Annotated in this window: 24 protein-coding genes; 17 read left to right on the plus strand and 7 right to left on the minus strand. The window is 69.8% G+C overall.

Features of this window, described 5'->3' with window-relative positions; translation table 11 throughout:
• Positions 1 to 139 precede the first annotated feature (139 nt).
• Complete coding sequence (locus SD455_RS05425) at positions 140 to 742, plus strand: DUF1349 domain-containing protein (RefSeq protein WP_445507458.1); 603 nt, start codon at positions 140 to 142, stop codon at positions 740 to 742.
• A gap of 38 nt (positions 743 to 780) precedes the next feature.
• Here the strand turns inward: SD455_RS05425 and SD455_RS05430 are convergent, their stop codons facing one another.
• The 4 genes from SD455_RS05430 to SD455_RS05445 all read right to left on the minus strand — a co-directional run bounded on the left by SD455_RS05430 (position 781) and on the right by SD455_RS05445 (position 3,591).
• Positions 781 to 1,206: a hypothetical protein gene (locus SD455_RS05430; RefSeq protein ID WP_070162248.1), complete on the minus strand. Its 426-nt coding sequence runs from the start codon at positions 1,204 to 1,206 to the stop codon at positions 781 to 783.
• Complete coding sequence (locus SD455_RS05435; protein WP_445507459.1) at positions 1,193 to 2,266, minus strand: sugar-transfer associated ATP-grasp domain-containing protein; 1,074 nt, start codon at positions 2,264 to 2,266, stop codon at positions 1,193 to 1,195. Before SD455_RS05435 ends, SD455_RS05430 begins: the two co-directional genes overlap by 14 nt.
• A 104-nt stretch (positions 2,267 to 2,370) precedes the next feature.
• The gene (locus SD455_RS05440) at positions 2,371 to 3,147 is read right to left on the minus strand and encodes a Pr6Pr family membrane protein (protein ID WP_445507460.1); all 777 of its coding nucleotides are present in this window, start codon (positions 3,145 to 3,147) and stop codon (positions 2,371 to 2,373) included.
• Between the two features lie 180 nt (positions 3,148 to 3,327).
• Entirely contained in the window at positions 3,328 to 3,591 is a 264-nt protein-coding gene (locus tag SD455_RS05445; RefSeq protein ID WP_445507461.1) for a glutaredoxin family protein, read from the minus strand.
• A 408-nt stretch (positions 3,592 to 3,999) separates the two neighbouring features.
• Between SD455_RS05445 and SD455_RS05450 the strand changes: the two genes are divergently transcribed.
• Together SD455_RS05450 and SD455_RS05455 are read left to right on the plus strand one after the other, a co-directional pair.
• Positions 4,000 to 4,347, plus strand: a complete 348-nt coding sequence (locus SD455_RS05450; RefSeq protein ID WP_445507462.1) for a YciI family protein — start codon at positions 4,000 to 4,002, stop codon at positions 4,345 to 4,347.
• A 10-nt stretch (positions 4,348 to 4,357) separates the two neighbouring features.
• Positions 4,358 to 5,656, plus strand: a complete 1,299-nt coding sequence (locus SD455_RS05455) for an RNA polymerase sigma factor (RefSeq protein ID WP_445507463.1) — start codon at positions 4,358 to 4,360, stop codon at positions 5,654 to 5,656.
• A 3-nt stretch (positions 5,657 to 5,659) separates the two neighbouring features.
• On the opposite strand, the gene SD455_RS05460 is transcribed toward SD455_RS05455, so the two are convergent.
• Positions 5,660 to 6,406 (minus strand): LysE family translocator, encoded by a 747-nt coding sequence (locus SD455_RS05460; RefSeq protein WP_445507464.1) that lies wholly within the window; start codon positions 6,404 to 6,406, stop codon positions 5,660 to 5,662.
• 109 nt (positions 6,407 to 6,515) lie between these two features.
• Here SD455_RS05460 and SD455_RS05465 point away from each other — a divergent pair, with 109 nt between their 5' ends.
• The 9 genes from SD455_RS05465 (at position 6,516) to SD455_RS05505 (ending at position 14,871) form a co-directional block, all read left to right on the plus strand.
• A complete protein-coding gene (locus tag SD455_RS05465) occupies positions 6,516 to 7,424 on the plus strand; it encodes a LysR family transcriptional regulator (RefSeq protein ID WP_070158727.1) in 909 nt (302 codons plus the stop codon).
• 127 nt (positions 7,425 to 7,551) lie between these two features.
• Positions 7,552 to 8,280: an SDR family NAD(P)-dependent oxidoreductase gene (locus SD455_RS05470; protein WP_445507465.1), complete on the plus strand. Its 729-nt coding sequence runs from the start codon at positions 7,552 to 7,554 to the stop codon at positions 8,278 to 8,280.
• 71 nt (positions 8,281 to 8,351) lie between these two features.
• Positions 8,352 to 8,930, plus strand: a complete 579-nt coding sequence (locus tag SD455_RS05475; RefSeq protein WP_445507466.1) for an RNA polymerase sigma factor — start codon at positions 8,352 to 8,354, stop codon at positions 8,928 to 8,930.
• Complete coding sequence (locus SD455_RS05480) at positions 8,923 to 9,600, plus strand: hypothetical protein (protein ID WP_445507467.1); 678 nt, start codon at positions 8,923 to 8,925, stop codon at positions 9,598 to 9,600. Before SD455_RS05475 ends, SD455_RS05480 begins: the two co-directional genes overlap by 8 nt.
• A gap of 39 nt (positions 9,601 to 9,639) precedes the next feature.
• Positions 9,640 to 10,116 carry a cupredoxin domain-containing protein gene (locus tag SD455_RS05485; RefSeq protein WP_445507468.1) on the plus strand — a complete coding sequence of 159 codons (477 nt, stop codon included), beginning with the start codon at positions 9,640 to 9,642 and terminating at the stop codon, positions 10,114 to 10,116.
• Positions 10,117 to 10,568: 452 nt separating this feature from the next.
• Positions 10,569 to 11,300, plus strand: coding sequence for a DapH/DapD/GlmU-related protein (locus SD455_RS05490; protein ID WP_445507469.1), 732 nt, complete (start codon positions 10,569 to 10,571; stop codon positions 11,298 to 11,300).
• Positions 11,297 to 11,824, plus strand: coding sequence for a hypothetical protein (locus tag SD455_RS05495; RefSeq protein WP_445507470.1), 528 nt, complete (start codon positions 11,297 to 11,299; stop codon positions 11,822 to 11,824). Before SD455_RS05490 ends, SD455_RS05495 begins: the two co-directional genes overlap by 4 nt.
• 171 nt (positions 11,825 to 11,995) lie before the next feature.
• Positions 11,996 to 13,846 carry a hypothetical protein gene (locus SD455_RS05500; RefSeq protein ID WP_445507471.1) on the plus strand — a complete coding sequence of 617 codons (1,851 nt, stop codon included), beginning with the start codon at positions 11,996 to 11,998 and terminating at the stop codon, positions 13,844 to 13,846.
• Complete coding sequence (locus tag SD455_RS05505) at positions 13,846 to 14,871, plus strand: transglycosylase family protein (RefSeq protein WP_445507472.1); 1,026 nt, start codon at positions 13,846 to 13,848, stop codon at positions 14,869 to 14,871. The genes SD455_RS05500 and SD455_RS05505 overlap by 1 nt, the downstream gene beginning before the upstream one ends.
• Positions 14,872 to 15,079: 208 nt before the next feature.
• Here SD455_RS05505 and SD455_RS05510 read toward each other — a convergent pair whose 3' ends face one another.
• Positions 15,080 to 16,105, minus strand: coding sequence for a LacI family DNA-binding transcriptional regulator (locus tag SD455_RS05510; protein WP_070158757.1), 1,026 nt, complete (start codon positions 16,103 to 16,105; stop codon positions 15,080 to 15,082).
• Between the two features lie 190 nt (positions 16,106 to 16,295).
• Here SD455_RS05510 and SD455_RS05515 point away from each other — a divergent pair, with 190 nt between their 5' ends.
• The 4 genes from SD455_RS05515 to SD455_RS05530 are packed head-to-tail and all read left to right on the plus strand — an operon-like array spanning position 16,296 to position 21,478.
• A complete protein-coding gene (locus SD455_RS05515; protein WP_070158756.1) occupies positions 16,296 to 17,579 on the plus strand; it encodes a sugar ABC transporter substrate-binding protein in 1,284 nt (427 codons plus the stop codon).
• Positions 17,580 to 17,586: 7 nt separating this feature from the next.
• Positions 17,587 to 18,684: a carbohydrate ABC transporter permease gene (locus SD455_RS05520; RefSeq protein WP_070158755.1), complete on the plus strand. Its 1,098-nt coding sequence runs from the start codon at positions 17,587 to 17,589 to the stop codon at positions 18,682 to 18,684.
• Positions 18,681 to 19,535 (plus strand): carbohydrate ABC transporter permease, encoded by an 855-nt coding sequence (locus SD455_RS05525; RefSeq protein WP_070158754.1) that lies wholly within the window; start codon positions 18,681 to 18,683, stop codon positions 19,533 to 19,535. The genes SD455_RS05520 and SD455_RS05525 overlap by 4 nt, the downstream gene beginning before the upstream one ends.
• The gene (locus tag SD455_RS05530) at positions 19,532 to 21,478 is read left to right on the plus strand and encodes a glycogen debranching N-terminal domain-containing protein (RefSeq protein WP_085437348.1); all 1,947 of its coding nucleotides are present in this window, start codon (positions 19,532 to 19,534) and stop codon (positions 21,476 to 21,478) included. The genes SD455_RS05525 and SD455_RS05530 overlap by 4 nt, the downstream gene beginning before the upstream one ends.
• A 92-nt stretch (positions 21,479 to 21,570) precedes the next feature.
• Here SD455_RS05530 and SD455_RS05535 read toward each other — a convergent pair whose 3' ends face one another.
• Positions 21,571 to 22,320 (minus strand): IclR family transcriptional regulator, encoded by a 750-nt coding sequence (locus SD455_RS05535; RefSeq protein ID WP_070159211.1) that lies wholly within the window; start codon positions 22,318 to 22,320, stop codon positions 21,571 to 21,573.
• Between the two features lie 147 nt (positions 22,321 to 22,467).
• Between SD455_RS05535 and SD455_RS05540 the strand changes: the two genes are divergently transcribed.
• A complete protein-coding gene (locus SD455_RS05540) occupies positions 22,468 to 23,811 on the plus strand; it encodes an NAD(P)-binding domain-containing protein (RefSeq protein WP_070159210.1) in 1,344 nt (447 codons plus the stop codon).
• The last annotated feature ends 5 nt before the right edge of the window (positions 23,812 to 23,816 follow it).

The raw sequence follows: 23,816 nt of genomic DNA on the forward strand, positions 1-23,816 counted from the left end.
CGGGATCTACGGTGAGATCTGTCCCGGTGAGAGCTGCCCCGGTGGCATCATCTAGGGGTGTCATCCGGAGGCGTCATCACTCACGCCGCACCACCCGCACCCGCACCCGTCCCTGATCAGCTCTCCCAGAGGAGCCGCCATGACGTCGTCGTCCGTTCCGTCCGGGGACATCCCCTGGGAGCAGGGAGTGTGGAGCAACCCTCCCGCGGCGGTGGAGAACCAGGGCTCAGACCTTCTGGTCACCGCGGTGGAGACCTCTGACGCCTGGCGGCACACCAGCTACGGATTCGTCCACGACACCGAACACGCCCTGCTGGCACCGTTCCGGCCCGGCACCGCCATGGAGGTGGAGTACACGGCTGACTTCTCCGCCCAGTTCGACCAGGCGGGCCTGTTCATCCGCGCCGCGCAGGATCACTGGACCAAGGCGGCCACGGAGTTCTCGGACGGGCACCTCAGCGCCGGCGCCGTCGTCACCGATGGCGCCTCGGACTGGTCGCTCTCCCCGGCGGACGACTGGCTGGGCCAGCGGGTGCTGGTCCGCGCCAGCTGGAGCGATGACGCGATCACCGTGCGCGCGGGGCTCCTCGGCGGCGAGCTGCGCCTGCTGCGGGTCTTCCCGTTCCCCGCCCGCGACGACGTCGCCGCCGGCCCGCTGGTCTGTGCCCCGACACGGGCCGGGCTGACCGTGACCTTCCACGCGTGGCGGAGCGCTGAAGCCGACGTCGCCCTGCACCCGTGAGCAGGGCGCTAGGACGGGGCGATCGCCCGGGAGGCTGATCAGCGGCGCTCCTGCCGGTGCATCATCACCGTGACGACCCCATCGACGATGAACAGCCCGATCATGGCGAGTGCTGCCGGGGTTCTGCAGTGGCGGGCATACTCTGAGGCGATGACCAGGTGGAGGCCTTCACGGGCCATCAGGGCTGGCCAGCGCCGTCGCGGCCAGATGCGGGAGGATGTGAGGATCGCGGACCCGAGGCCGACGTCGGCGACACCGATGAGACGGGCTCGCGCCGGTGGCGTCCCGTCGAGGCCCAGGAGGCTCCCCACTTTCTTCGGCGCCAAGGTCAGTCCCAGGCCGAGAGCCAGAGAGGTGCTTCCGATGAGATCCGCCAGCAGGTCGACGACTCGCTGATCGGGGGAGAGGGCTGCGCCAGACTGGGCGAAGATCGCCGCGGGCGCCTCCGTCTCAGTGAGGGACACCGGGCCGCCCTCCCTTCCGGCCGAGGTGCTCCCATCCCAGCCCTGTGAAGCACGGTCCCGAGGTCGCTTCGGAGAATTTGATGTCGTTGTGGCCGTTGTTCCACTCGAGCACGTGGACTGAGCCGTCCTGAGAAACGGTCAGGTCCCACCCGATCACCGGGGCCACCGGGAATCGTCGATGCAGCCGTTCCACGGCCTCGCGGCAGGCGGCGTAGTTCGGCACCTCACGTCCGGCGAACACGGCGCCGGAGTCGGGATGCCGGTCGATCTCGAGCCAGTCCACCGTGTAGCCGATCGGGCTGAAGGCTCCCGTGGCGGTGTCGAGCAGTACGCGGATGTTCGAATCCGAGGCGACGTGGTCCTCCGTCTCCCGCCCGAAGCGCAAGTAGGCATCCCTGAGTGACGTCTGCCCGTCAGGTTCGACGACCGTCGTCATCCGCAGCGTCCCGACTGAGCCGGACGCGATCTCAGCGAATGCCTCGTGCTGGTGGATGAAGGGCTGAACCACGCCGTCGGGAAGGTCCCCCGCGGTCCGGGTGAAGCTCTCTCGATCCAGGATCTGCACGCCTCGACCGCGCGCGCTCCCGTCAGCTTTGAAGGCCACTCTGTCCCCTCCTGCGAAGACCAGGTCGGTGAACTCCTCCAGGGATGCGCTCTCGTCGAGCGATGCGCTGAACAGCCGCCCCTTGACCACGTATCCGCTGTCGGGGATCTCCTTCTCGTGCCCGAAGATGCGAGCCGTCATCGCCCGCATGTCCGAGAGTGCGCCATGCCGACCCTCGATCGCGGGAAGCACCACGGACATGTAGTAGTCGTCGGGAATCCACCCCTCGCGGAACTCACCGCCGATCGCGCAATAGACGTACAGCCAGGCCGCATGGCTCCTGGAACCGAGCACATCCCCTGCGTAGTCGTCGGCCTGCGCTCTGACATGCCGCGGCACCGGGCCTGTCGCGGATTCGATCGATCGCAGCACCTTCGCCGCGTTCCGGCGGTTCAGCCGGGCCCGGACCTTCATCCTCAGGGCATCGTCAGCTTGCTCTATCGTGTCCAGGTTCATGCCGACTCCCTTGAGAGGTGTTGTGGTGCCGCGCCGTCAGCAGCCCGGCTCGACCATGGTCGAAGTCTCGAATGCCTCTCTGGGAAACTCCCGCATCAGCGGTGTCACAGCCCGGGTCCGCGGCGCCCGCACCAGACGACGACGGCGCTGACGGCGATCATGGCCGCCGCGATGCCGGCCAGGTAGAGGATCACGCCCGGGTAGCCGGCCAGCGGCACCAGGTCCGGGTTGCCCGGATCCATGAAGGGGTAGGGGTACCAGAAGGGTGCGCCGGTGGCCGGATCGGTGACCAGCGGGCCTCGGACCATTGTGTAGATCGCCCACAGCAGCGGGAACGCCACCATCACCCACAGGGCGCGCCATGGCAGAGCGCGTCGGCGCGGCCCCAGCAGCAGGTCGGCGAAGACGAACAGCGGCACCACCAGGTGCAGCACCTCGTTCGACCATGGCGGCGGCTCGCTGCCGGGGGGCAGCGGCAGATGGCGCAGCAACGTGTTGTAGACCGCCCCGGTGATCAGCACGCAGCTGGTCACACAGGCCAGCCCCAGGGAGAGCGCCGGCGGGTCCACCAGGGAGCCGCGCCGACGGATGAGCGGACGCAGCCCGGCCCAGGCCAGGAACACTGCTGCCGCTGAGTTGGAGAGGATGGTGAAGTAGCTGAAGAAGTTCCCCACCGTGGCGCCCAGAGCCCGGTCATGGGTGAGGGCGCCGTCCAGGGCGGCGACGAACTGCGCGACCACGGCCGCAGTGGCGAGCACCGCGACGAGCACGCGCATGGCGGACCAGAGGATCATGCTGGTCGGCAGGCGGCGCAACGGGATCCTCGACGCCGTCGGCGCGCGCGGGTCTCCGCGCTGAGTCATCGTCTCGGCCTCGGCCACCCGGTGAAGTCCTTCCCCTCGCCATGCCCCGCCGACGCCGTCAGGCTCACCGCCGGACGTCCGACGCACGGGTGGTCATCCGACCATATATAGCGCATCAGTGGCTCGGGGGCCAGGTCTGAGGGCTCGCCGTTGGGCCGTCAGTGGAGGTCGCGCTCCGCGGCAGTCCGCTGCGACGGCTCAGATGATCTGCAGCTCCCGCAGCTTGGCGGCGACGTCGTCGTTGCTGGGTTCCACGTGGTGGGAGCCGTCCGGGTAGACCACTACGGGGATGTTGGTGCGCCCGGAGATCTCCCGGGCGACGTCGGCGGCTGCCACATCCTGCTCCAGGTCGATGTACTGGTAGTCGACGCCGAGGCCGTCCAGCTGCGCCTTGGTGCGGCGGCAGTCACCGCACCACTGGGCGCCGAACATACGGATCGTGGCGGGGGTCGTCTCGGTCATGGCGGGTCCTCTCGGGCGATGCGGTCGGCGGGATGCTGTGCCGACGTCCACTGCTGCAGTGATGTCCACAGAGGGAACCATCGGCGGTGCAGGAGGATTCCCGGGGCGGTCACCGGGTCGAGCACCGTCGCTGTCCCAGTTTCAGGGATGCGACGACTCATAGAAACCGCCCCGCCACTCATAGAAACCCCCGCCCCGCCTCGCATCAGTGGACGGCCTCGTGCCTGCAACGGAGACACAGATCGGGGACCGTGAGAGGAACCCCGAGAAAAACTTCGCCCGGATCTGTCGATCCCGGCACACCCCGTGCGTCAAGATGTTGTCGGACCATCCGGTGCGACGTCCTTCGGCTCTCGTCGCGTCCCTCCCCGGGCCGCGGTCCACGGCCGACAGATATGAGGAGTCACTATGAAATACGCACTGCTGCTGACGGGTCGCACGGATGACGCCGGCTGCGGCGAGCACGGAGGCGCGGACCCTGAGGAGTTCTTCGCCTTCGACAAGGAGATCACCGAGGCCGGCGTCGTCGTCACCTCCTTCGCCCTGGAGGACCCCGAGCACGGGGTGCGGGTCGCCAGTGACGACGACGGCGCCCGGGTCGTCACCTCCGGCCCCTTCGCCGAGGTTCAGGAGTTCGTCGGCGGCACCTACATCATCGAGGTGGCCGACATCGACGAGGCCATCGAGTGGGCCCGCCGCAGCCCCGGCTCCGCCCCGGGCGGGCATGTGGAGGTCCGCCCTGTGGCCCCCTACTGAACCGCCGGCCGTGACAGCCCCGCACATCGGCGGAGCGGATGCCGCGCACCGGGCGATCGCCGGCCTCGGCCGGGACGCCCGGGCGCGCATTCTCTCCGCTCTGGCGCGTCGGTTCGGAGACCTCGACCTCGCCGAGGACATGCTCCAGGACGCCATCGTCCAAGCGCTGCACAGCTGGTCCGAGACGGGCGTGCCCGCCGTTCCGGAGGCTTGGCTGACCACCGCGGCGCGCCGCAAGGGCATCGACTCCCTGCGCCGGGGCAGGGTGCGGGCCGCCGCGCTGCCGCGGCTGCGGGTGGAGCAGGACCGCGGCCCCGTCCCTGAGGCGCTGGAGGACCCCGCCCAGCAGGACCACGACGACGAGCATGCCGAGATCCCGGATGAGCGCCTCGGGCTGTTCTTCGCCTGCGCCCACCCCCTGCTCGCCCCTGAGGACCGCATCGCGCTGACCTTGCGGTTCCTCGGCGGTCTGAGCACTGCGGAGGTGGCGCAGGCGCTTCTGGTGCCCACTGCGACCATGCAGCAGCGGATCGTGCGGGCCAAGCGACGCATCCGCACCCTCGGCATCGCCTTCACCCCGCCTCGACGACAGGATCTCGGGGCGCGTCTTGCGGGCGTGCAGCGCGTCATCTACCTCCTCTACACCGAAGGCTTCGTCGCCACCGGGGGAGAGTCTCACACCCGGGAGGACCTCACCGGCGAGGCGATCCGCCTGGCCCGGGTGCTCCACCTACTCATCCCGGGCTCCGCCGAGACCACCGGCCTGCTGGCCCTGCTGCTGCTCACTCAGGCCCGGCGTCCCGCCCGGTTGGCCGACGACGGGTGCCCGGTGCCGCTGGCCGCCCAGGATCGGGCCCTGTGGGACGACGCGCTCATCCGCGAGGGCGTGGCCCTCACCGAACAGGCGACCGCTTCCCCTGGCGCAGGGCCGTACGCCATCCAGGCGGCCATCGCTGCGGTGCATGCCGAGGCGCCCGCCGCAGAGTTCACCGACTGGGCACAGATCGCGGTGCTCTACGACATGCTGCGGACCCACGACGACGGCCCGGTGGTCCTGCTCGGTCGGGCCGTCGCGCGAGGCAAGGCTCGGGGCCTGGAGACGGGCCTGCGAGAGCTGGATGCGCTCGCTGAAGATCCGGTCCTCTCGCGGTTCCGGCCGTTCCACACCGCCCGGGGGCTCACGTTGGAGCAGCTGGGGGATCACGGCGCCGCCGCAGCAGCGTACCGGCGCGCCCTCGAGCTGCCGGGGAACCAGGCCGAGGAGGGCTTCCTGGCCGCCGCCCTGGCCGGCGTGGAGGGCGAGGCCTGAGGCTCACATCAGCTGAGGCAGAGCCGTGGCGACCATGTAGACGCCCAGCCCGCCGAGCACCGCCCCGCTGACGGCCTGGATGCCGTGGGTGACCGCCGGCCGGGCCAGCCAGCGACGGGCGGCGTCGGCCAGCACCACGACGGCGATCAGGTAGAGGAAGATGCACAGCGCCACCGTCCCGCCCAGGGCGAAGGTCACCTGCGGCACGCTCATCTCGGCCGAGGTGAACTGCGGGAACAGGGCGATGAAGAACAGTCCGGTCTTCGGATTCGTCAGGCACGTGGTCACCCCGGCCAGCAGCGCGGTCCGATTCCGGATCCTGGGCGGCGCGGCGACGGCCACCGCCCCCGACGGGCCGACGGCGGCGTCGTCGTCGGTCCTGGCCGGCTCGGCGTCGGCCCGCGGGCCGTGGGCATGGGTGGCAGGCGTGACCGGAGCGGAAGTGGCCGAGAGGGACGCGCGGGCCTCCCGCGCGGCGTGCAGTGCCCGGGCGCCCACGATGATCAGGTACGTGCCGCCCAGCAGGGTGAGTCCGTAGTAGGCGGTGGTGGAGCTGCGCAGCGCCGCCGCCACTCCGGCCGCCGCCAGCGCGGCCCAGGCGAAGATCGCCGCGGAGGATCCGGTGGCGGCCAGCAGGCCGGGGCGACGGCCAGCCATGGCATAGCGCAGAGCCAAGAACGTGTCCGGTCCCGGAGTGACCGCCAGGATCGCGGCGACGCCGAGAAAGGCCAGGTAGCTGCTCAGGGTCACGATGTCTCCTCGGGGGCGAACGGCCAGCCTCACCATTCCACCTCCTTCAACTGTTCGGGACAAGCGGGTGTTCTTGAATGATTGTTCGTCATCACCGTATGGTCATGGCATGCAGAACCCGCACCGTCTCCAGATGCTGGAGGCCGTGATCGCCAGCGGCTCCGTCCAGGCGGCGGCCCGGAACCTGAACTATTCGCCGGCGACCGTCAGCCAGCACCTCAAACAGCTGGCCCGCGAGACCGGGCTGGAGCTGTTCACCCGAGAAGGCCGGGGGATCGTGCCGACCGAGGCGGCCCGGGAGCTCGTCGCCCACGCGTCGGGAGCGCTCACCGAGCTGCGTCGGCTGGACCGCACCATCGCTGACCTGCGGGAATCCCCGGCGGAACACCTGGCGGTGGCGTGCTTCTCCTCGGCCGCGCAGGTCTGGCTGCCGGGAGTCATCGAGGCGGTCCGCACCCACCACCCTCAGGTCACGGTGGAGGTCAGCCTCAACGAGCCCTATGGCGGGCATGGCCGCCGTCATGCCGACCTCGACATCCGCAACGAGCCCCTCGACGATCCGCCGGAGCCGGATGCTCCCCGCCTGGAGGGCTACGAGCGGCATCCGCTGGCCGTGGACGCCTTCTTCGTGGTGCTGCCGCCGGGGCACCGGCTGGCCGACCGGGACGTCATTCCGCTGCAGGAGCTGCAGGACGAGCCCTGGATCGACCACGACATCTATGACAGCCCGACGGGCCGGATCATCAGCACCGCCTGCCGCGCGGCGGGATTCGCGCCGGGCTATGTGGCGCGGCTGGACGACCATCACGCGGCGCTGGCGCTGGTCGAGGCCGGGATCGGTCTCACAGTCCTGCCGCGGTTGGCGCTCACCGGCGTGGAGGAGAGGCTCCCGGTCCGGGGGCTGACAGCCCCGGAGGTCCGCCGGCGCATCGTGGTGCATGTCCGGCGTGCCCCGCAGCCGCGCCCTGTGGTGCAGCGTGCCCTGCAGACGCTGATGCAGCTGTCCGCCCGAGGCTGAGGGGCGCCCAGGGCCAGGACCAGGGCCCGGTGTCCAGCGCTGAGGGGTGGGACAGCCGGCGACGCCGAAACCTCGCGCAGGCGAGGTGCCGCTGACTATCCTGCGAGCACACCGGAAGGACCGGCCCATGGCACGCATCCTCATCACCGGATCCACCGACGGACTCGGTCGCATCGCCGCGGAGCACCTGCAGGCGGCAGGACACCACGTCACGGTCCACGCCCGCGACGACCACCGTCTCGCCTCCCTGCGGCCGCTGGTGGACGACGGCGCCTCCGCCGTGGTCGGCGACCTCGCCGACAGGGAGCAGGTCCGGGACATCGCCGCCCAGGCGGAGGAGCTCGGTGGCTTCGATGCGGTCATCCACAACGCCGGCGTCCTCCGTGGTGCGCACCTGCTGCCGGTCAATGTGGTGGCCCCCTATCTGCTCACGGCGCTGCTGCCCCGTCCCCGGCGCCTGATCATCCTCTCCAGCGGTCTTCACCACGGCGGCCACCCGACCCTGGAGGGACTCGACTGGGCCGGAGAGCAGGAGACTGCCACCTATGCGGACACCAAGCTGATGGCCACCGCTCTGGCCGCCGCCGTCGAGCGCCGATGGCCGGAGACCGTCTCACACGCGGTGGACCCCGGCTGGGTGCCGACCCGCATGGGCGGCGCCTCGGCCACCGGGGACCTCCGGGAAGGAACTCGGACCCAGGAATGGCTGGCCGTCACCGACGACGCCGCCGCCGGCGTCGGCGGGTATTGGCACCACCGGCGTCGCGAAGAGCCCCATGCCGCCGTCCACGATGAGCAGTTCCAGGGGCAGCTGTTGGCCGCGCTGGCCCAGCACACCGGCGTCACACTGGACTGAGCCCCGCAGACCGCCCCCGGGGTCGCCCGAGCTGACCCATCTCCCGGCGGCTGTGACTCGTACCATGGACTATGGAGGGCTTGTCCCGGGCGGACCGGGCGGACGACGCCGCATTGCTGGCGGGCCTCGCAGTGGGAGACGCCGCTGCGGCCACGGCCTTCGTGCGCCGGTTCCAGCGTGCGGTGTTCGGCATGGCGGTCAGCATGACCCGCGACCCGGCCCTCGCCGAGGACGTCAGCCAGGAGGTGTTCCTGCGTGCCTCGCGGGCCGCGGGCACCTATGACCTGCGGCGCGCCTCCGTGCTGACCTGGCTTCTGACGATCTCCCGCAACGCCGCCATCGACGCCGTGCGTGCCCGACGGGTCACCCCGGTGGAGGACGAGATCCTGGACCGGCTGGTGCAGGACACGCTGACGGCGGTGCCGGAACAGGAGGAGACGGCGCTCAACCGCATCGAGTCGGAGCGGGCCCTCCGGAGGCTGCACAGCCTGTCACCTCCCCAGGCGCGGGCGGTGGTGCTGGCAGTGTTCGGCGGCTGCACCGCCGCCGAGGTCGCTGACCGGGAGGGGATCCCGCTGGGCACCGCCAAGACGCGCATCCGCGACGGGCTGCGCCGCCTGCGGGACCGGAAGGAGGCGGATCATGCCTGATGCCCACCCCGACCCGCACCTGCTGACGGACGTCGCGCTGGGCACCGGAGACCCCGAGCCCACGGCATCGCTGGTGGACCACGTGTCGCAATGCCCGAGCTGCCGCCGCACCGTCGCCGAACTCCTGGACGCCGTGGAAGCGGTCCTGCCGGCGGCGCCGCGGGCGGGCCCCGCGCCGGGGCTGGAGTCACGCGTGTTGGCCGGTCTGGGCGTGGAGCCGCCGTCGTCCTTCCCGACGGCGGCGCCTGCCCCCGGGCCCACCGGTCGCCTGCGCAAGGCCCTGCTGTCCTCCGCGGCAGCGGTGACGGGCCTGACCATCGGGGCGGGGATCATGTGGGGAGTGCTCGGCGGGCAGCCACCGGCGGGACCGGAAGACGCAGCGGGGATCCCTCTCGTCGCTGCCGACGAGGATGACGCCGATCCGGTGGGTGAGGTCTCCCGCGCCTACGGAGAGTCTGGGGCGGTGCTGGTGATCGACGTGGTCGCGGCCCCGGAGGGCCGGGCCGTCACATGCCTGGTCAGGCTGGCCGACGGCACCGTGCAGGAGGTCGGCGAGTGGCCGCTGGGTGAGGGCGGCGGCACGTGGGTCGTCGCCGACCGCGACCCCGGCGTGGTGGAGGTCCTGCTCATCGACCAGGACGGGCAGCGGTGGGCCTCCTCCCGCCTGTGACCGACCAATCCCTCTGCGGCTTCCAGACGTATCGTCGGTATGAGACCACACCTGAGGAGAACTCCTGCACAGCCCGGCAGGCGCCGGACGAGCACCACCCTGGCAGTCCTGGCCGCCGCGGGGCTCCTGCTCGTCGGCTGTCAGGGCGATGAGCCGACCGATGACCACGGTACTGAGGAGGAGGCCGACAGCCCCCGGCCGGGCTACGGCGCCCCTCGAGAGGCCGAGGAAGAGACAGACGGTGCCGACGACGGTGACAGCGCGGCGACACCGGTCCACCTGACCATCACCGACCACGAGTTCGATGTCCCGGACACCGTGGCTCCCGGGGCGGAGATCACCGTGACCAACCATGACGGTGAGGCCCACACCGTGACCTCCGATGAGTCCGGGATCTTCGACGTCGCGGTGGGCGCCGGTGAGACCGTGACCTTCGCCGCCCCCGAGGAGCCGGGCGACTACAGCCTGCACTGCACCCCGCATCCGTTCATGACCGCCACGCTCGTCGTCGAGTGATCCGCCCTCGAAGGGCCCTCCGGGGCGTGACGGGACCTCGCCGCCGCCGCCTGACAGTCATGCCACGGGGCTGGCGACGCATGCGGCGTCACCAGCCCCGATCGGCTACTGCGTCCGTCCCACGGGAGAGATCCCTGAGCAGATGCCCAGGGGCGGGACGTCCACCTCTGTGATCACGTGGCCGTGTATGCGGCTCACAGGATGTACATGATGTTCATGAAGTTCATCACCGTGGTGAGAAATTCGAGCATGGCTCCTCCTCTCGGGTCCTGGCGTCGCGGTCTGGACCGAGGGGCGCGGTGAGGTGGCAGATGCCCGGACGCATGTCGTCCGGACGCCCGTGAGGCCGCGCCCCTCGGCATGGCCGACTATGTCGACGCTGACGACTCTCCCAGGGGGTGCTCACATCTCACTCACATCTCACTCACGAGGTCGTGAGGCAGGATGGGTCCATGGAGACGACCCCCACCGCATCCCACCATCGCCGTGAACTCCGCAACGTCCCGGGCGCCGACATCGGCTTGGACCCCCGCGAGCGTGAGGTCCGTCGTCGTATCGCCGCCCAGGAGCTCTACACCGATGCGGCGCCCGGCCTCGACGGCCTGGAGGAGGCCCGCATGAGGGGGAAGGAGCTCGCCGGCGAGTACAACGCCACGGGTCCGCGAGAGGCCTCCCGGCGGGCCGAGCTGCTCGGGAAGCTGTTCGGTCGCGCGGGCCGCGACCTGTGGGTGGAGCCTGATGTCGTGGTCTCCTACGGCGCGCACACGTTCTTCGGCGACGACGTCTTCGTCAACACCGGGCTCACTCTCGTCGACGACAGCGAGGTCCACATCGGCGACCGCGTGATGCTCGCCCCCAGGGTCACCATCACCTCCACCGGACACCCTGTCCACCCGGAGCTGCGCCGGGACGGCACCCAGTTCTCCGCACCCGTGATCATCGAGGACGACGTCTGGGTGGGGGCCCATGCCGTCATCCTCCCCGGCGTCAGGGTCGGGGCCGGGTCCGTGGTCGCCGCCGGTGCGGTGGTCCACGCCCACGTGCCACCGCTGACGGTGGTCGGCGGGACCCCGGCGCGCGTCCTGAGGCAGATCACCGAGGCGGACTGGGACTGGTCCTGGAGGGAGCCCCGGACTCTTGCGGTGCCGACCGGCAGCGAGCCCACCGAGGGACCTGGCCGATGAGTTCGGGCTCCACGGGCTCCACGTGCTCCGCGGGCGGGGCCGTGCCCGCGCCGCGCTGGGCGGTCTGGGCTGCCTGGGGCACCGTGCTCACCACGCTTCCCAGCGGTCTATGGAGGCTCGGCAACGCGCTGGGCCTTCCGTGGGGCTATGCCAGCGCGCGGTGGGACCAGGACGGGCCAGCCCTGATCGCCTTGTCGCTGCTGACCACCGCGACGGCGGCTCTCAGCCTCGGCCTGGTGCGCTCCTGGGGTCAGACCGTGCCGGGCTGGGTGCCGCAGCTGGGTGGGCGGGTCGTCCCCGTGCGTCCCGTGGTCGTGGTGGCCTCGATCGGCGCGGTGCTGCTCACCCTGCTCTGGGCGCAGCTGTTCTGGTGGTGGGCCGTGGAGCCCGTGTCCAGCGGGGTGGATCCGCGCTGGCACACTGCCGTCGGGTTCCTCTACCTGCCCCTGGTCGCCTGGGGTCCGCTGCTGGCGGCGGTGACGTGGGACTACCGCCGACGTCGGCGGGCCTCCGAATCCGTCTGAGGGGGAGCGACGCGGGCGGTGAGGCGCCAGCAGGCTGAGGCGTCTCACCTCGGGAGAAGGTCCGTGGATCTCTGGTGGCCCGGCAGGTCCAGCTGGTAGAACGGTGAGCACAGCCTCGAGGGTGAGGCTTCAGAACGATCACCGCTGCGGTGCGGCGAGAAAGAGGCTGAGGTGGCAGGCGATCCAGAACGGATTGAGGGGAACGGGGCGGACGCTGAGAGCAGCTCGCCCCTGCTGATTCCGGTGCGTCTTGACGCCGCCGTGGACCTCGCTGATCGGGACGGTCAGCGGACGCGGCATGCGGACCTTGCCTCCGCGCTGGCCGCGGTGCGTCGCGGTCATCACGGGCACCTGTCTCCGGTCATCGGGCTCGACGCGGGTCCGGGCGCCGCCGACGTCGTCGAGTCCGGGTGCTGGACGCTGGAGTACATCGATCCGGAGCGGTGCGAACGGCCTCCTCGTCAGGCCGTGGACTTCACACTCTCCTACACGGATTGGACGATGACGGTCCCGGGAGAGGGGCCGCGCCCGGTCGATGTCGCGGAGCTGGGCGAGGAACTCGCGTCGGTGATCCGCGCCAGCGGGCGGCCCGCCGAAGTCGTCGGGGATCTGCTGGGCCTGCGACCGACCGTCTTCACCCTGGACACCGACGGCCGTGCTGCGCCCGCACCCGCAGCACTGGCGGAGCACATCCGGTCCGCCGGGCTGCCCCAGGAGGAGCCGGAGTCAGACGGCACGGCTGAGCATCAGGCGGCAGGGCACGCGAGCCGCGCCGACGAGGTCGGCTCGGACTCCGCTCCTGTTGTGGCCGGGGCTGTTGAGGGTGAGCCTTCCCTGGACACCGGTGAGTTCGAAGCGCTCACCCGCAGTGCGCGCCGTGCCCAGGACCGGCAGCGGCGGAAGCGTCGTCGTCGGCGGGCTGCGGTGCTGGGAGCGGTGGTGGCGGTGCTGGTCGGCGGCCTCGCCTGGTACGCCGTGACAGGGGAGGACGACGCACGGGGAGACTCTCCGGCGACCGCCTCCCCTGAGCTCGTGGAGGCAGGGATCGATCTTCGGGACGAGTACTCCCTGCGGCTGTGGGACCTGCCGCCGTCGGAGGCCGGTCAGCTCTCGGTGTTCTCGGCGGGCGTTCTCAGCGTGGCCGGCGAGGGCGAGACCCTGGTGCTGCGTGCTGGGCTGACCGGCGAGCCGGTGGCGGAGATCGAGCTGGACTCCGAGCTGCAGTGGACCACCGAACTGCGGCTGCCAGGGGAGACCGAGGCCGCCGTCGACGCCGTGGGCGTCCGTACCGACGGTGAGTTCACCGTGGTGACCGCCGCAGGGGATGAGCAGAGGTGGGAGATTCCTGAGGGGTCGGAGGTCACGGCAATGGGGGAGATCCCGCTGCTGCATGACCAGGACGGCGTCCACTTGCTCGAGCTGGGCTCGGAGGAGCCGGAGCTCCTGGAGGTCAATCCCGAGCTGATCACCGGAGCGGCCGACCGGGCCGGGATCATCCAGGCCCGACCCGGTGAACCGGAGATCGTGCGTATCCCGTGGTCAGAGGGCGAGGAGTCGACGGCACTGACCCTGGAGACGCCGGAGGAAGGGTTCACCTTCACCAAGCACCTGGCCGTGGGGCACGGGCAGGGGCTGTCGTACTGGACTGCCGAGGACCAGGGCTACTACGTGGTCCACGATCTCGACGACGGGGCGGCCCGTGCCGTGCTCGAGACGCCGACCCCGGCCTCCGAGGCGCCGGCCTGGGAGGTCGGGCGGGGTATGGACCTGGCCATCATCGAGAATTATGCTGTGTCTTTGACGTCTGGCGAGTTGGAGGCGGCCTGGGATGGAGCCGACTTCACCGTGGCCTTGGGGCCCGCGGCGGTGGTGGAGACCGACAGTGGGCGTCATATCGTGCTGGACCAGCACGTGTATTCAGAGACTGACAGAGTGATCGGGGTGTCCCCAGGGGGGACGATGTGGGTGCGGCAGCCGGATGGTTCGGTGGTGGCGCTCTCCCGGGACCGAGGGGATGCTTGATGACACCGATGAATCGTCCTGCCGGCGTGCGAGCCGGTCTTGCTGCTGCCGTGGTGGTCGGCCTGAGCGCGCCGCTGAGCGCACTTCCGGCCTATGCGGAGACCGAAGAGTCGGTCCGCGACGTGCCCGCGGAGGTCAGCCCCGACGAGACGTCGGCATCTGACCCGCAGGAGGATCTCGAGACGCCTGACGTCCCGGAGCCGGAGCCGGAGCCGGAGCCTGAGCCTGAGCCCGAAGACGAGCCTGAGTCTGTGGTGGCCGGCCACACCCTGGACGACTACCAGCCCGGAACTCGCGGCCTCGTCGAGCAGCTGGCGGAACTTGAGGGGGAGGACCTGCAGAGTCTCTTCCAGACGTTGATCGGGGACGACTCCTTCACCGACTCATCCGGTGTGCTCGACCACGCCGCCCTGCAGGCTCGCGTCGACGAGCTGACGCCGGAGCCGGAGCCTGAGCCTGAGCCTGAGCCTGAGCCTGAGCCCGAGCCTGAGCCTGAGCCCGAGCCGCAGCCTTCGGGGTCGCCCTCGTACAACTCGGTCTGGGACCGCTTGGCGATGTGCGAATCCTCCGGTGACTGGAGCATCAACACCGGCAACGGCTACCTGGGCGGCATCCAGTTCTCCCAGCAGTCCTGGGAATGGGTGGGCGGCACCGGGTCCCCGCACCAGGCCTCCAAGTATGAGCAGATCGCCCGCGGCTACGAGCTCTGGAAGATCCAGGGCTGGGACGCCTGGCCCGGCTGCAAGGCCAAACTGGGGCTCTCCGGCGACCCGGGCGGCGTCGAGAACTACGAGATGGGCAGCAACGCCCGCACCGCCTCCAGCTCCGCGAACATCTGGAACGCCAGCTTCAGCGTCCCACTGCGCGAGGAGGCCGACTCTTCCAGCGAGAAACTGGCTCAGATCCCGCGCGGCGCCGACGTCGAACAGCTCGGCACCGACGGGGACTGGATCCACGTGCGGTTCACCGACGACGGTGAGGCGCTCACCGGCTGGGTGAACACCGGCTACCTCTCTCACGCCTGAGAGTGCTGACGGTGTACGCTGGGACCGCTGAGTTCTCAGCGACATCGTCTGCCCTCCGCGGCATCCCCTGCTCCGGCTGCGGCACTTCGCGTGCCGCAGCCGGAGCAGGGAATCCTGTGCGTCGCTGACCACAGTCCTGCATGACGGCGTACGGCGCCGGCACAGCTCTTCAGTTCGCGGGAAGAGCCGTGCCGGCGCCGTCGTCGTGTCAGGGTGAGCGCACCACCAGCTCCGGAACGACCAGGACGTGTCGCCCTTCGGAGAGCTCGGTCTGCGGGCGCACTGAGGTGCCGTCCGGGCCCATGAGCTGATCCAGGACGGCGGAGGCCACACGCTCGGGCTGCTGCTCCACGCTGCTGATCCCCAGCGCGTCGGCCGTCGGTGTGTTGTCGAAGCCATAGATGAGAAGCTCTGGCCGTCCCGCATCCAGCCCGGCAAGGTGCGCGCCGATAGCCAGCACGTCGGAGGCGCAGACGACGGCGTCGGTGCCGTCCCCGGCCAGGACTGCCGCCACCGCCAGGCGGGCAGCGGTGACGTCGTCGTCCACGGCGAGCCGCTCTCCAGGGGCCACGCCGCCGGCTTCCTCCAGTGCGCGCAGCCAGCCCCGTTCCCGATCGTCGCCGGTGCCGGAACCGGCGGGCCATCCGAGGAACGTGATACGTCGAGCGCCGTTCTCCAGGGCGTGACGGGTGGCCAGCTCGGTACCGACCGCGGAGTCCACATCCACCCACGGATGGGCGTCCATGCCGGCGGCGTCGCGGGTCGCACCCCAGGGGCGGCCGAAGCTCGCGAAGGGGATGCCATGGGCATGCAGCCAGGTGGTGCGGGGGTCCTGATGCCGCGTTCCGGAGAGGACGACGGCGTCGATCTCTCCTCCGTCGACGAGGTCCTCGATCCGGCGGATCTCCTCGTCTACGTCCCGGGCGGTGTAGACCAGCACTCGCATGGCCCGGGCGGTGGCACGTTCGGTGAGCGCATGGACGAAACGGTCCAGCATGACCCCGGAGATCCCACCGCGGTAGGGGTCGAGATGCACGCCGATGGCGGAGGAGCGGCGGGTGCGCAGTTGTCGGGCAGCGGTGTGCGGACGGTAGCCCAGCTCCTTGACGGCGTTGAGGACCTTCTCCTGGGTGCTCCGCCGGACGATCCCGGGGTTGTTCAGGACGTTCGACACCGTCTGCCGGGATACGCCCGCGGCGCGGGCGACGTCCTCCACCGTGGGGGTGCGCGCCATGGGTCCTCCTTTGATCGCTGCCCGTGCGTTCGGGGTGGCATGCCGGTGATGCGCGTCATCCTACACAGCATGCGGAAGACGTCTTGACTTCCGCCAAACGTGCTGAGTAATCTACGTCACGCCAGCCTTTGAACGTTCAAAAAATGGCGCATGGTCACCGTACCGCATGCGCCTGAAGGAGACGATCCCCATGAGGCAGCCTCAGACTGCACCCCGCTTCCCTACGGCCCGTCGCACCCGCTGCGCCCTGCGCGGCGGCGTCATCCTCGGCGCCACGGCCCTCGCGCTCACCGCCTGCGGCAGTGGATTCGACGACGGTCCCGCTGCTGGGGACGACGCCGGCGACTTCACGTCCGGGGCAGACCCTCTGACCGTGCTGATCGGATCCTCCGGGGACTCCGAGACCGCCGCCGTCGAGGACGCCGTCGCCGCGTGGTCCGAGGAGTCCGGACTGGAGGCGTCCGTGCAGATCGCCAACGACCTCACCCAGCAGCTGTCCCAGGGATTCGCCTCGGGGGATCCGGCGGACCTGTTCTACCTCTCCACCGATGCGATCGCCGGTTATGCCGCCAACGGCAGCCTGCAGCCCTACGGCGACCACCTGGAGAATCGGGACGACTTCTACCCGAGCCTGGTCGAGAATTTCACCGTGGAGGATCAGTTCCATTGCGCGCCCAAGGACTTCTCCACCCTGGCGCTGATCATCAACGACACCCTGTGGTCCGACGCCGGCCTGACCGACGACGACGTCCCGGCGACCTGGGAGGAGCTCGCCGGCGTCGCCGAGCAGCTCACCACCGAGGACCAGGTCGGCCTGACCTTCAGCCCCGAGTACCAGCGGCTGGGGGTCTTCATGGCCCAGGCCGGCGGCGCCCTGGTCGAAGACGGCGCTGCCGTCGCCGACAGTGCTGAGAACGTCGAAGCGCTGGAGTACGTCCAGGAACAGCTCGATGCGGGCTCCTTCGCCTTCTCATCGGACATCGGTGCCGGGTGGGGCGGCGAGGCCTTCGGCACGGAGGACGCTGCGATGGTGATCGAGGGGAACTGGATCACCGGGGCGCTGGCCAATGACTTCCCGGACCTCGACTACACCGTGGCGGAGCTTCCTGGCGGTCCCGCGGGGCCGGGGACCCTGCAGTTCACCAACTGCTGGGGCATGGCCGCTGACAGCCCCAACCAGGAGGCCGCCCTTGACCTGGTGGAGCATCTGACCAGCACCGAGCAGCAGCTCGAGTTCTCCGAGCGCTTCGGCCCGATGCCCTCGGTGGAGTCGGCCGCGGCTCAGTGGTCGGAGGAGAATCCCGAGCTGACCGCGTTCCTCGACGGTGCCGAGTACGCCCAGTTCCCACCGCACCAGGCCGGCGCGGCCGACGTGATCGCCGACCTCAACTCCCAGCTGGAAGACCTCGACTCCGCCGATGCCGAGTCACTGCTGGACTCGGTGCAGGCGAACCTTGAGCCGATCACCGAGTGAGGACCAGATGAGCACTGTCACGCGGGCCGGAGTCGGCCGTGGAGAGGCGGCCGCGGGGTGGCTGTTCACCCTGCCGGTGATCATCATCCTGGGGCTGTTCCTGCTGGTTCCGGTGGTCATGGCGCTCTGGGTCTCGTTCTCCGACTGGACCGGCCGAGGCTCGCCCTTCTCGGCCGACGTGGGACTGGTCGGGGCCGAGAACTACGAGGCCGTCACCACCGGAGGCGGTCTGGCGGAGCGGGACTTCGGGCTCGCCATGCGCAACAACGCCTGGTATGCCGTGCTGGTCATCCCATTGCAGACCGCGCTCTCGCTGTTCCTGGCGGTGCTGGTCAACCGCGCGGTGCTCCGCGGCCGCGGCTTCTTCCGCACCGCGTTCTACTTCCCTTCGGTGACCAGCTCGGTGGCGATCACCGTGCTGTGGCTGTTTCTGTTCTCCTCCTCGGGCGCAGTGAACCGCATCCTGTCCTGGATCGGCGTCGCGGGCCCCAACTGGTTCAATGACCCGACCGGCGTAGTGCACGCGGCGCTGCGTGGGATCGGGGTCGACCGCGGGCCCGAGGTGCTCACAGAGAACAGCTTCCTCAGCGTCTCCTGGTGGGAGTGGCTGGCCGGACCGTCCTTCGCGATGAGCGCCTTCATCCTGATGGCGATCTTCACCACCAGCGGCACCTTCATGCTGCTGTTCCTGGCCGGACTGCAGAACCTCGGCCAGGACGTGGACGAAGCCGCCGTCATGGACGGTGCCGGAATCTGGCAGCGGTTCTGGCATGTCACGCTGCCTCAGCTGAAGCCCGTGCTGTTCACGGTGCTGACCCTTGGTCTCATCGGATGCTGGCAGGTGTTCGACCAGATCTACACAGGAACCCAGGGAGGCCCCGGCAAGACCACCCTCACCCCGGCCTACCTGAGCTACCAATCGGCCTTCATCTCGCAGGAATGGGGGCAGGGTGCGGCCATTGCGTTCATCCTCTTCCTCATCATCGTGGCGATGACCCTGCTGCAGCGCTGGATCCTCCGGGACCGGCCCATCTCCGGCCGACGCCGGATGCTGCCCGCAGACCAGGACTCGCTGTCCGCGCAGCCGAAGGGAGGACGCGGATGACCGCCGTCGCGCTCCGTCACCGAGGGAGGCCTGCCTGGGGACAGATCGGACTCTACGGGGTCCTGTGTGTCCTGGCTCTGGTCTACATCTATCCCTTTCTGGTGCAGCTGGCGACCTCGTTCAAGACCGACCCGGACGCCGCCGCACAGCCGGTCTCCCTGGTGCCGCAGGCGTTCACCTGGCAGGCCTATGAGCGGCTGTTCCTGCACTCGGACTTCCCGGTGTGGTTCATGAACTCCGCCGTGGTGACCCTGCTGGTCACCCTGGGCCGGGTCTTCTTCTGCTCCCTGGCCGGGTATGCCCTGGCCAGGCTGCGATTCCGAGGCCGGGCCGTCATCTTCGCGGCCCTGGTGGCGGTGATGTCCGTGCCTGCCGTGGTGCTGCTGATCCCGAAGTTCCTGGTGATCAACTCACTGGGCATCTACGACTCATACGCGGGCATGGTGCTGCCTCTGCTGGTGGACGCCGCCGGGGTCTTCATCATGAAGAACTTCTTCGAGTCCATCCCCCGGTCTGTGGAAGAGCAGGCGCGGATCGACGGTGCCGGCATCTTCCGTACCTTCTGGTCGGTGGTGCTGCCCATGGCGCGGCCGGCGCTGATCACCATCGTGATCCTGTCGTTCCAGGGCTCCTGGAACGAACTGAGCCATTTCATCGTGGCCACGCAGTCTCCGGAGCTGACCACGCTCACCAAGGGAGTGGCGTCCCTGGCCAGCGGACAGCTGAGCCAAGGCAGCGAGTACCCCATCAAGTTGGCCGCCGCGGTGATCATGACCATTCCGGTGGCCGTCATGTTCTTCATCTTCCAGCGCCGCATCATGAACTCCACCGAAGGAGCCGTCAAAGAATGACTGAAACACCCAATGCCCCGCTGCAGCCGTTGCTCAGCGATGCGCTCGTCGCCTTCCGCGCTCCGACCCAGGTGTGGTCCGGGGCCGACGGCGACATCGGCGGCTCTGCCGTCGAGGGCATCTTCCATGGGGACGTTCGGCATGTGCGCCGGATGAGTCTGCTCTGCCCGGACAGCCAGGTGGAGACCATCTCACGGTCCGTGGAAGGCCCGGATGAGCTGACCTTCCAGGCGCTGCTGCGGGAGGTGGATGATCCCACTCCAGACCCCAAGGTGAGGCTCCGTCGTGACCGGCAGGTCAGCCCTGGGGTGATGACGGAGACCTGGCGGCTGAGCTCTGCAGTGTCCGAGGAAGTCACGGTGCGCTTGGGCGCCATGCTGGTGCCCGAGTTCGCCAGCATGCATGACGTCAAAGCCGGTGTCGCCGCCGACGAGGCGTTGAGCATCGAGCAGCAGGACGGGGGGATCGTCGTCACCAGCGGTGCACGCCGTCTGCGTCTGGAGGCCGACGGTGCTGCTCTGTTCGTCGTCGACGGGTCCGTCCACTGCTCCTGGACGGTCACGCTGGCGCCGCGGGGGCGCTGGGAGTCCACGCTGCGGATCAGCATGGAGGACCCCGGTCTGGTGGTCAGGGCTCCATCCGATGACCTGCCCACCGCCGTGGCCGAGCAGCCGCTGCCTGCCGACCCGCGCGCCGGCCGGTGGCTGCATCGTGCGGTGGCTGACCTGGACGCGCTGCGCCTGGCGCTGCCGGAGAGCCCGCAGGACGGCTTCTACGCCGCAGGAGCCCCGTGGTTCTTCACCCTCTTCGGGCGGGACTCACTATGGGCCTCTCGGCTCGCGCTTCCGGTGGTTCCGGGATCGGCGGCGCCCACGCTGCGCACGCTGGCGCGTCTTCAGTCCACGGACGACGACGCCGAGGCTGCTCGGGAGCCCGGGAAGATCCTCCATGAGCTACGCTCCGGCACGTTGAGCATCCCCGGGGAGGCTATTGAGCTGCCCCCGCTGTACTACGGCAGCGTGGACTCCACCCCGCTGTGGATCTGTCTTCTGGCCGAAGCCCGGGAGCACCTGACCCTCGAGGAGCTCCGCGGACTGCGTCCGGCCCTGCGTGCGGCCCTGCGCTGGATCCTGGTGCACGGCGACGGCGACGGCTTCCTCGACTACATCGACCGGACGGGACATGGTCTGGCCAATCAGGGATGGAAGGACTCCGGGGACTCCATCCAGTGGCGCGACGGCAGACTCGCCGAGGGGCCGATCGCGCTCTGCGAGGTCCAGGGGTACGCCTACGAGGCGGTGTTGGTCGGGGCGGAGATCCTGGAGGTCCTCGGCGAGGAGGCCCCGAACGGCAGCGATGTCAGGGAAGGAGATGACGACGTCGACCTCTCGCTGGAGTCCCTGCGCCGATGGGCGGCCGAGCTCCGTGAGCGCTTCCACCGGCACTTCTGGGTGGAGACCGAGGAGGGTCGGTATCCGGCGATCGCCCTGGACCGGCATAAGCGCCCTGTGGACACCCTGACCTCGAACATCGGGCATCTCATCGGCACCGGGATCCTGGATCCTGAGCAGGAAGCGCAGATCGCCGAGCTGCTGCTCGGGGAGTCGATGTCCAGTGGGTACGGCGTGCGCACCATGTCCACCGAGGCGGCCGGCTACTGGCCGCTCTCCTATCACGGAGGCAGCGTGTGGATGCATGACACGGCGATCATCGTCCACGGTATGCTCCGGGCCGGGTTGACCGGGCCTGCCGCGCGGATCGCCGAGCAGATGCTCGACGCCGCTGAGGGCTTCGCCTACCGGGTGCCGGAGCTCCAGAGCGGCGACCCGGTGGCCGACGTCGGCGCGCCGGTGCCCTACCCCGCGGCGTGCCGGCCGCAGGCCTGGTCCGCGGCCGCCGCCGTCGTCTGTGCTCAGGCGCTTGCAGGCGCCGAGGAGGCCTGACCCTCCCTTCATCCAGTGGCCACGAATCCCGGCTTCTCGCCCTCATCGACCGCGTGTCATGAGGGAGAAGCCGGGATTCGTGGCCACTGACGTCAGATCTGCTGTCCGATGAGCTCGGCCGCTCGCAGCACCTCGGGGATCCTGCGGCGCAGCGTGTCCACGCTGACAGTGTCGTCGTGGGCGACGATGTTCAGGACGCCTGCTGCCTCGCCGCGAGCACTGCGCACCACAGCGGCGACGCTCACCGTGCCGAGCACGCGTTCGGAAACGCCCAGGTGGTACCCGGACTCCCGGATCTCGCTCAGCTCCGCGCGCAGGCTCTCGGACGTCTGGTGCTCCCCTGAGGCGAGCCGCACTCCGGGGTAGTCCTCGAGGTACTCCTGGAGTTCCTCATCTGTGAGGTGCGCGAGCAGCGGCTTGCCGGCCCCGACGTCCAGGGGGAGGCGCCGGCCGATCGGGAACTGGTAGCGCATCGGCTCCGGCGCCTCCACGCGTGCCGTCAGGATCCGGTCGAAGCCGGAGCGCACGAAGATCGATGCCGTCAGGCCGGTCGAGTCCGAGAGCTCGGTCAGGACGGGGCGTGCGGCCTTGACCAGGGGGTCCTGCAGCACGAAGGCGTGAGCCTGAGCCAGCGCCACGGGGCCGAGCGTGTAGCCGTTCTCCGAGGTCTGGGCGTAGCCGCTCCCCACCAATGTGGCCATGATCCGCTGAGCGGTCGCGATGTGCAGGCCCGTCTCGCGGGAGACCTCGCTGAGCCGGATCGGTGACCGCGCATTCTCCAGAGCTCGCAGCACGTCGAACGCACGCTCGAGCGTGCGTCCCTTGTTGCCCGACGCGTTCATGTCTCTCCTGTCGTCTTGACCGATGCGCCCCTTCATTCTCCACGAGTGTGCCTCCTGATGGAGGGGTGGTTGACAACACACTCGATGCCATGTGATGGTAAGCACACTCATAAGATGAGAGCAACTATCACTCAGTGAGAGGCATTGATGACTGTAGCAGTTCTCGGGCTCGGTGAGGCGGGTCAGGTCTTCGCCCGGGCCTTCGCTCAGGCGGGAGACCACGTCGTGGGATTCGATCCTGGTCCGGCCAGGACTCCCGACGGCGTCGTCCGTGCTGACACAGCGGCCGAGGCCGTGGCGGAGGCGGAGATGGTGCTGTCGCTGACCACCGCGCGCTTCGCCGTCGCGGCGGCGGAGCAGTGTCGGGCCGCTCTGTCTCCTGGTGTGCTGTACCTGGATCTCAACGCCTCCTCGCCGGAGGTGAAGAAGTCCGTCGAGACGGTCCTTGAAGGTGCCGCGCAGGTCGTCGACGGGGCAGTCATCGGCTCGGTGCGTGCCTTCGGCGCCACCGTGCAGGTCCTCCTCTCGGGAGCTTCCAGCGGTGAGGTCGAACAGCAGCTCAGCAGGGTCGGCACGCGCACCGAGATCCTCGGCGCCCAGGTGGGAGATGCCTCCCGGCGGAAGCTGCTGCGCAGCATCTTCATGAAAGGGCTCAGCGCGCTGGTCCAGGAGTCCCTGGAGGCCGCGGCCGGCGCAGGTGACGAGCAGTGGGTGCGCCAGCAGATGGCCGAGGCGCTGGTCGGCGGCGAGTCCACAGTGGACCGTCTGGACAGCGGCATTCGGATCCATGCTCGTCGGCGCAGCCAGGAGCTGGCCGACAGCCTTGAGCTCATCCAGGACCTGGAGGGCACCTGGCCGATGACCTGGGGCGCACGGGAACGGCACCTGCTGCTGGCCCGACGGGCCGAGGACGTCTCACCGGCTCTCGAGGTCCTGCGGCGTACGCCCACCGCGGCCCTCGGGGACGGCAGCGACCGTCTGGGGTTCGTCGGTGCGGACCTGCGTCCGGTGTGGGACTGCCCGCAGATCGCGGGCCCGGCGCTGACGGTCCAGACCCAGGCCGGCGACAACTTCGCCATCCATCAGGCCCTGGCCCGGGTGAAGCCCGGGCAGATCCTCGTGGTCTCCGGGGAGCGGGGCCGCGAACGTGCCCTGATCGGAGATCTGATCGCTGAGCGGGCGAAGAAGGCCGGGGTGGCAGGGATGATCCTCGACGCCCCAGTCCGTGATGCCGCCGGCATCGCCGAGGTGGGCCTGCCTGTTTGGGCGGCCGGCGTCTCTGCTGCCGGTCCCTACAAATCAGGACCCGCCCGGCTCGGGCGCCCTGTCGCCGTGGGTCATGCTGTATGCAACCCCGGTGACATCGTGGTCGCCGATGCCGAGGGCATCCTCTTCCTGCCCCCGGAGGAGGCCACCGCCGCAGCAGAGGCCGCCGAAGCAGTCCTGGCCGAGGAATCCGCGCGGCGCGAATCCATCCGAAGCACCACCTAGACCAC

This window comes from Nesterenkonia sp. K-15-9-6 (assembly GCF_052656005.1).

What these genes read in the sequence shown, in the direction of transcription:
- SD455_RS05520 (WP_070158755.1), top strand. Translation starts at nt 17,587, where the DNA reads ATGAGCACTGTCACGCGGGCCGGAGTCGGCCGTGGAGAGGCGGCCGCG.
- SD455_RS05470 (WP_445507465.1), top strand. Translation starts at nt 7,552, where the DNA reads ATGGCACGCATCCTCATCACCGGATCCACCGACGGACTCGGTCGCATC.
- SD455_RS05480 (WP_445507467.1), top strand. Translation starts at nt 8,923, where the DNA reads ATGCCTGATGCCCACCCCGACCCGCACCTGCTGACGGACGTCGCGCTG.
- SD455_RS05450 (WP_445507462.1), top strand. Translation starts at nt 4,000, where the DNA reads ATGAAATACGCACTGCTGCTGACGGGTCGCACGGATGACGCCGGCTGC.
- SD455_RS05505 (WP_445507472.1), top strand. Translation starts at nt 13,846, where the DNA reads ATGACACCGATGAATCGTCCTGCCGGCGTGCGAGCCGGTCTTGCTGCT.
- SD455_RS05425 (WP_445507458.1), top strand. Translation starts at nt 140, where the DNA reads ATGACGTCGTCGTCCGTTCCGTCCGGGGACATCCCCTGGGAGCAGGGA.
- SD455_RS05475 (WP_445507466.1), top strand. Translation starts at nt 8,352, where the DNA reads ATGGAGGGCTTGTCCCGGGCGGACCGGGCGGACGACGCCGCATTGCTG.
- SD455_RS05445 (WP_445507461.1), bottom strand. Translation starts at nt 3,591, where the DNA reads ATGACCGAGACGACCCCCGCCACGATCCGTATGTTCGGCGCCCAGTGG.
- SD455_RS05510 (WP_070158757.1), bottom strand. Translation starts at nt 16,105, where the DNA reads ATGGCGCGCACCCCCACGGTGGAGGACGTCGCCCGCGCCGCGGGCGTA.
- SD455_RS05535 (WP_070159211.1), bottom strand. Translation starts at nt 22,320, where the DNA reads ATGAACGCGTCGGGCAACAAGGGACGCACGCTCGAGCGTGCGTTCGAC.
- SD455_RS05490 (WP_445507469.1), top strand. Translation starts at nt 10,569, where the DNA reads ATGGAGACGACCCCCACCGCATCCCACCATCGCCGTGAACTCCGCAAC.
- SD455_RS05465 (WP_070158727.1), top strand. Translation starts at nt 6,516, where the DNA reads ATGCAGAACCCGCACCGTCTCCAGATGCTGGAGGCCGTGATCGCCAGC.
- SD455_RS05515 (WP_070158756.1), top strand. Translation starts at nt 16,296, where the DNA reads ATGAGGCAGCCTCAGACTGCACCCCGCTTCCCTACGGCCCGTCGCACC.
- SD455_RS05495 (WP_445507470.1), top strand. Translation starts at nt 11,297, where the DNA reads ATGAGTTCGGGCTCCACGGGCTCCACGTGCTCCGCGGGCGGGGCCGTG.
- SD455_RS05435 (WP_445507459.1), bottom strand. Translation starts at nt 2,266, where the DNA reads ATGAACCTGGACACGATAGAGCAAGCTGACGATGCCCTGAGGATGAAG.
- SD455_RS05485 (WP_445507468.1), top strand. Translation starts at nt 9,640, where the DNA reads ATGAGACCACACCTGAGGAGAACTCCTGCACAGCCCGGCAGGCGCCGG.
- SD455_RS05530 (WP_085437348.1), top strand. Translation starts at nt 19,532, where the DNA reads ATGACTGAAACACCCAATGCCCCGCTGCAGCCGTTGCTCAGCGATGCG.
- SD455_RS05525 (WP_070158754.1), top strand. Translation starts at nt 18,681, where the DNA reads ATGACCGCCGTCGCGCTCCGTCACCGAGGGAGGCCTGCCTGGGGACAG.
- SD455_RS05540 (WP_070159210.1), top strand. Translation starts at nt 22,468, where the DNA reads ATGACTGTAGCAGTTCTCGGGCTCGGTGAGGCGGGTCAGGTCTTCGCC.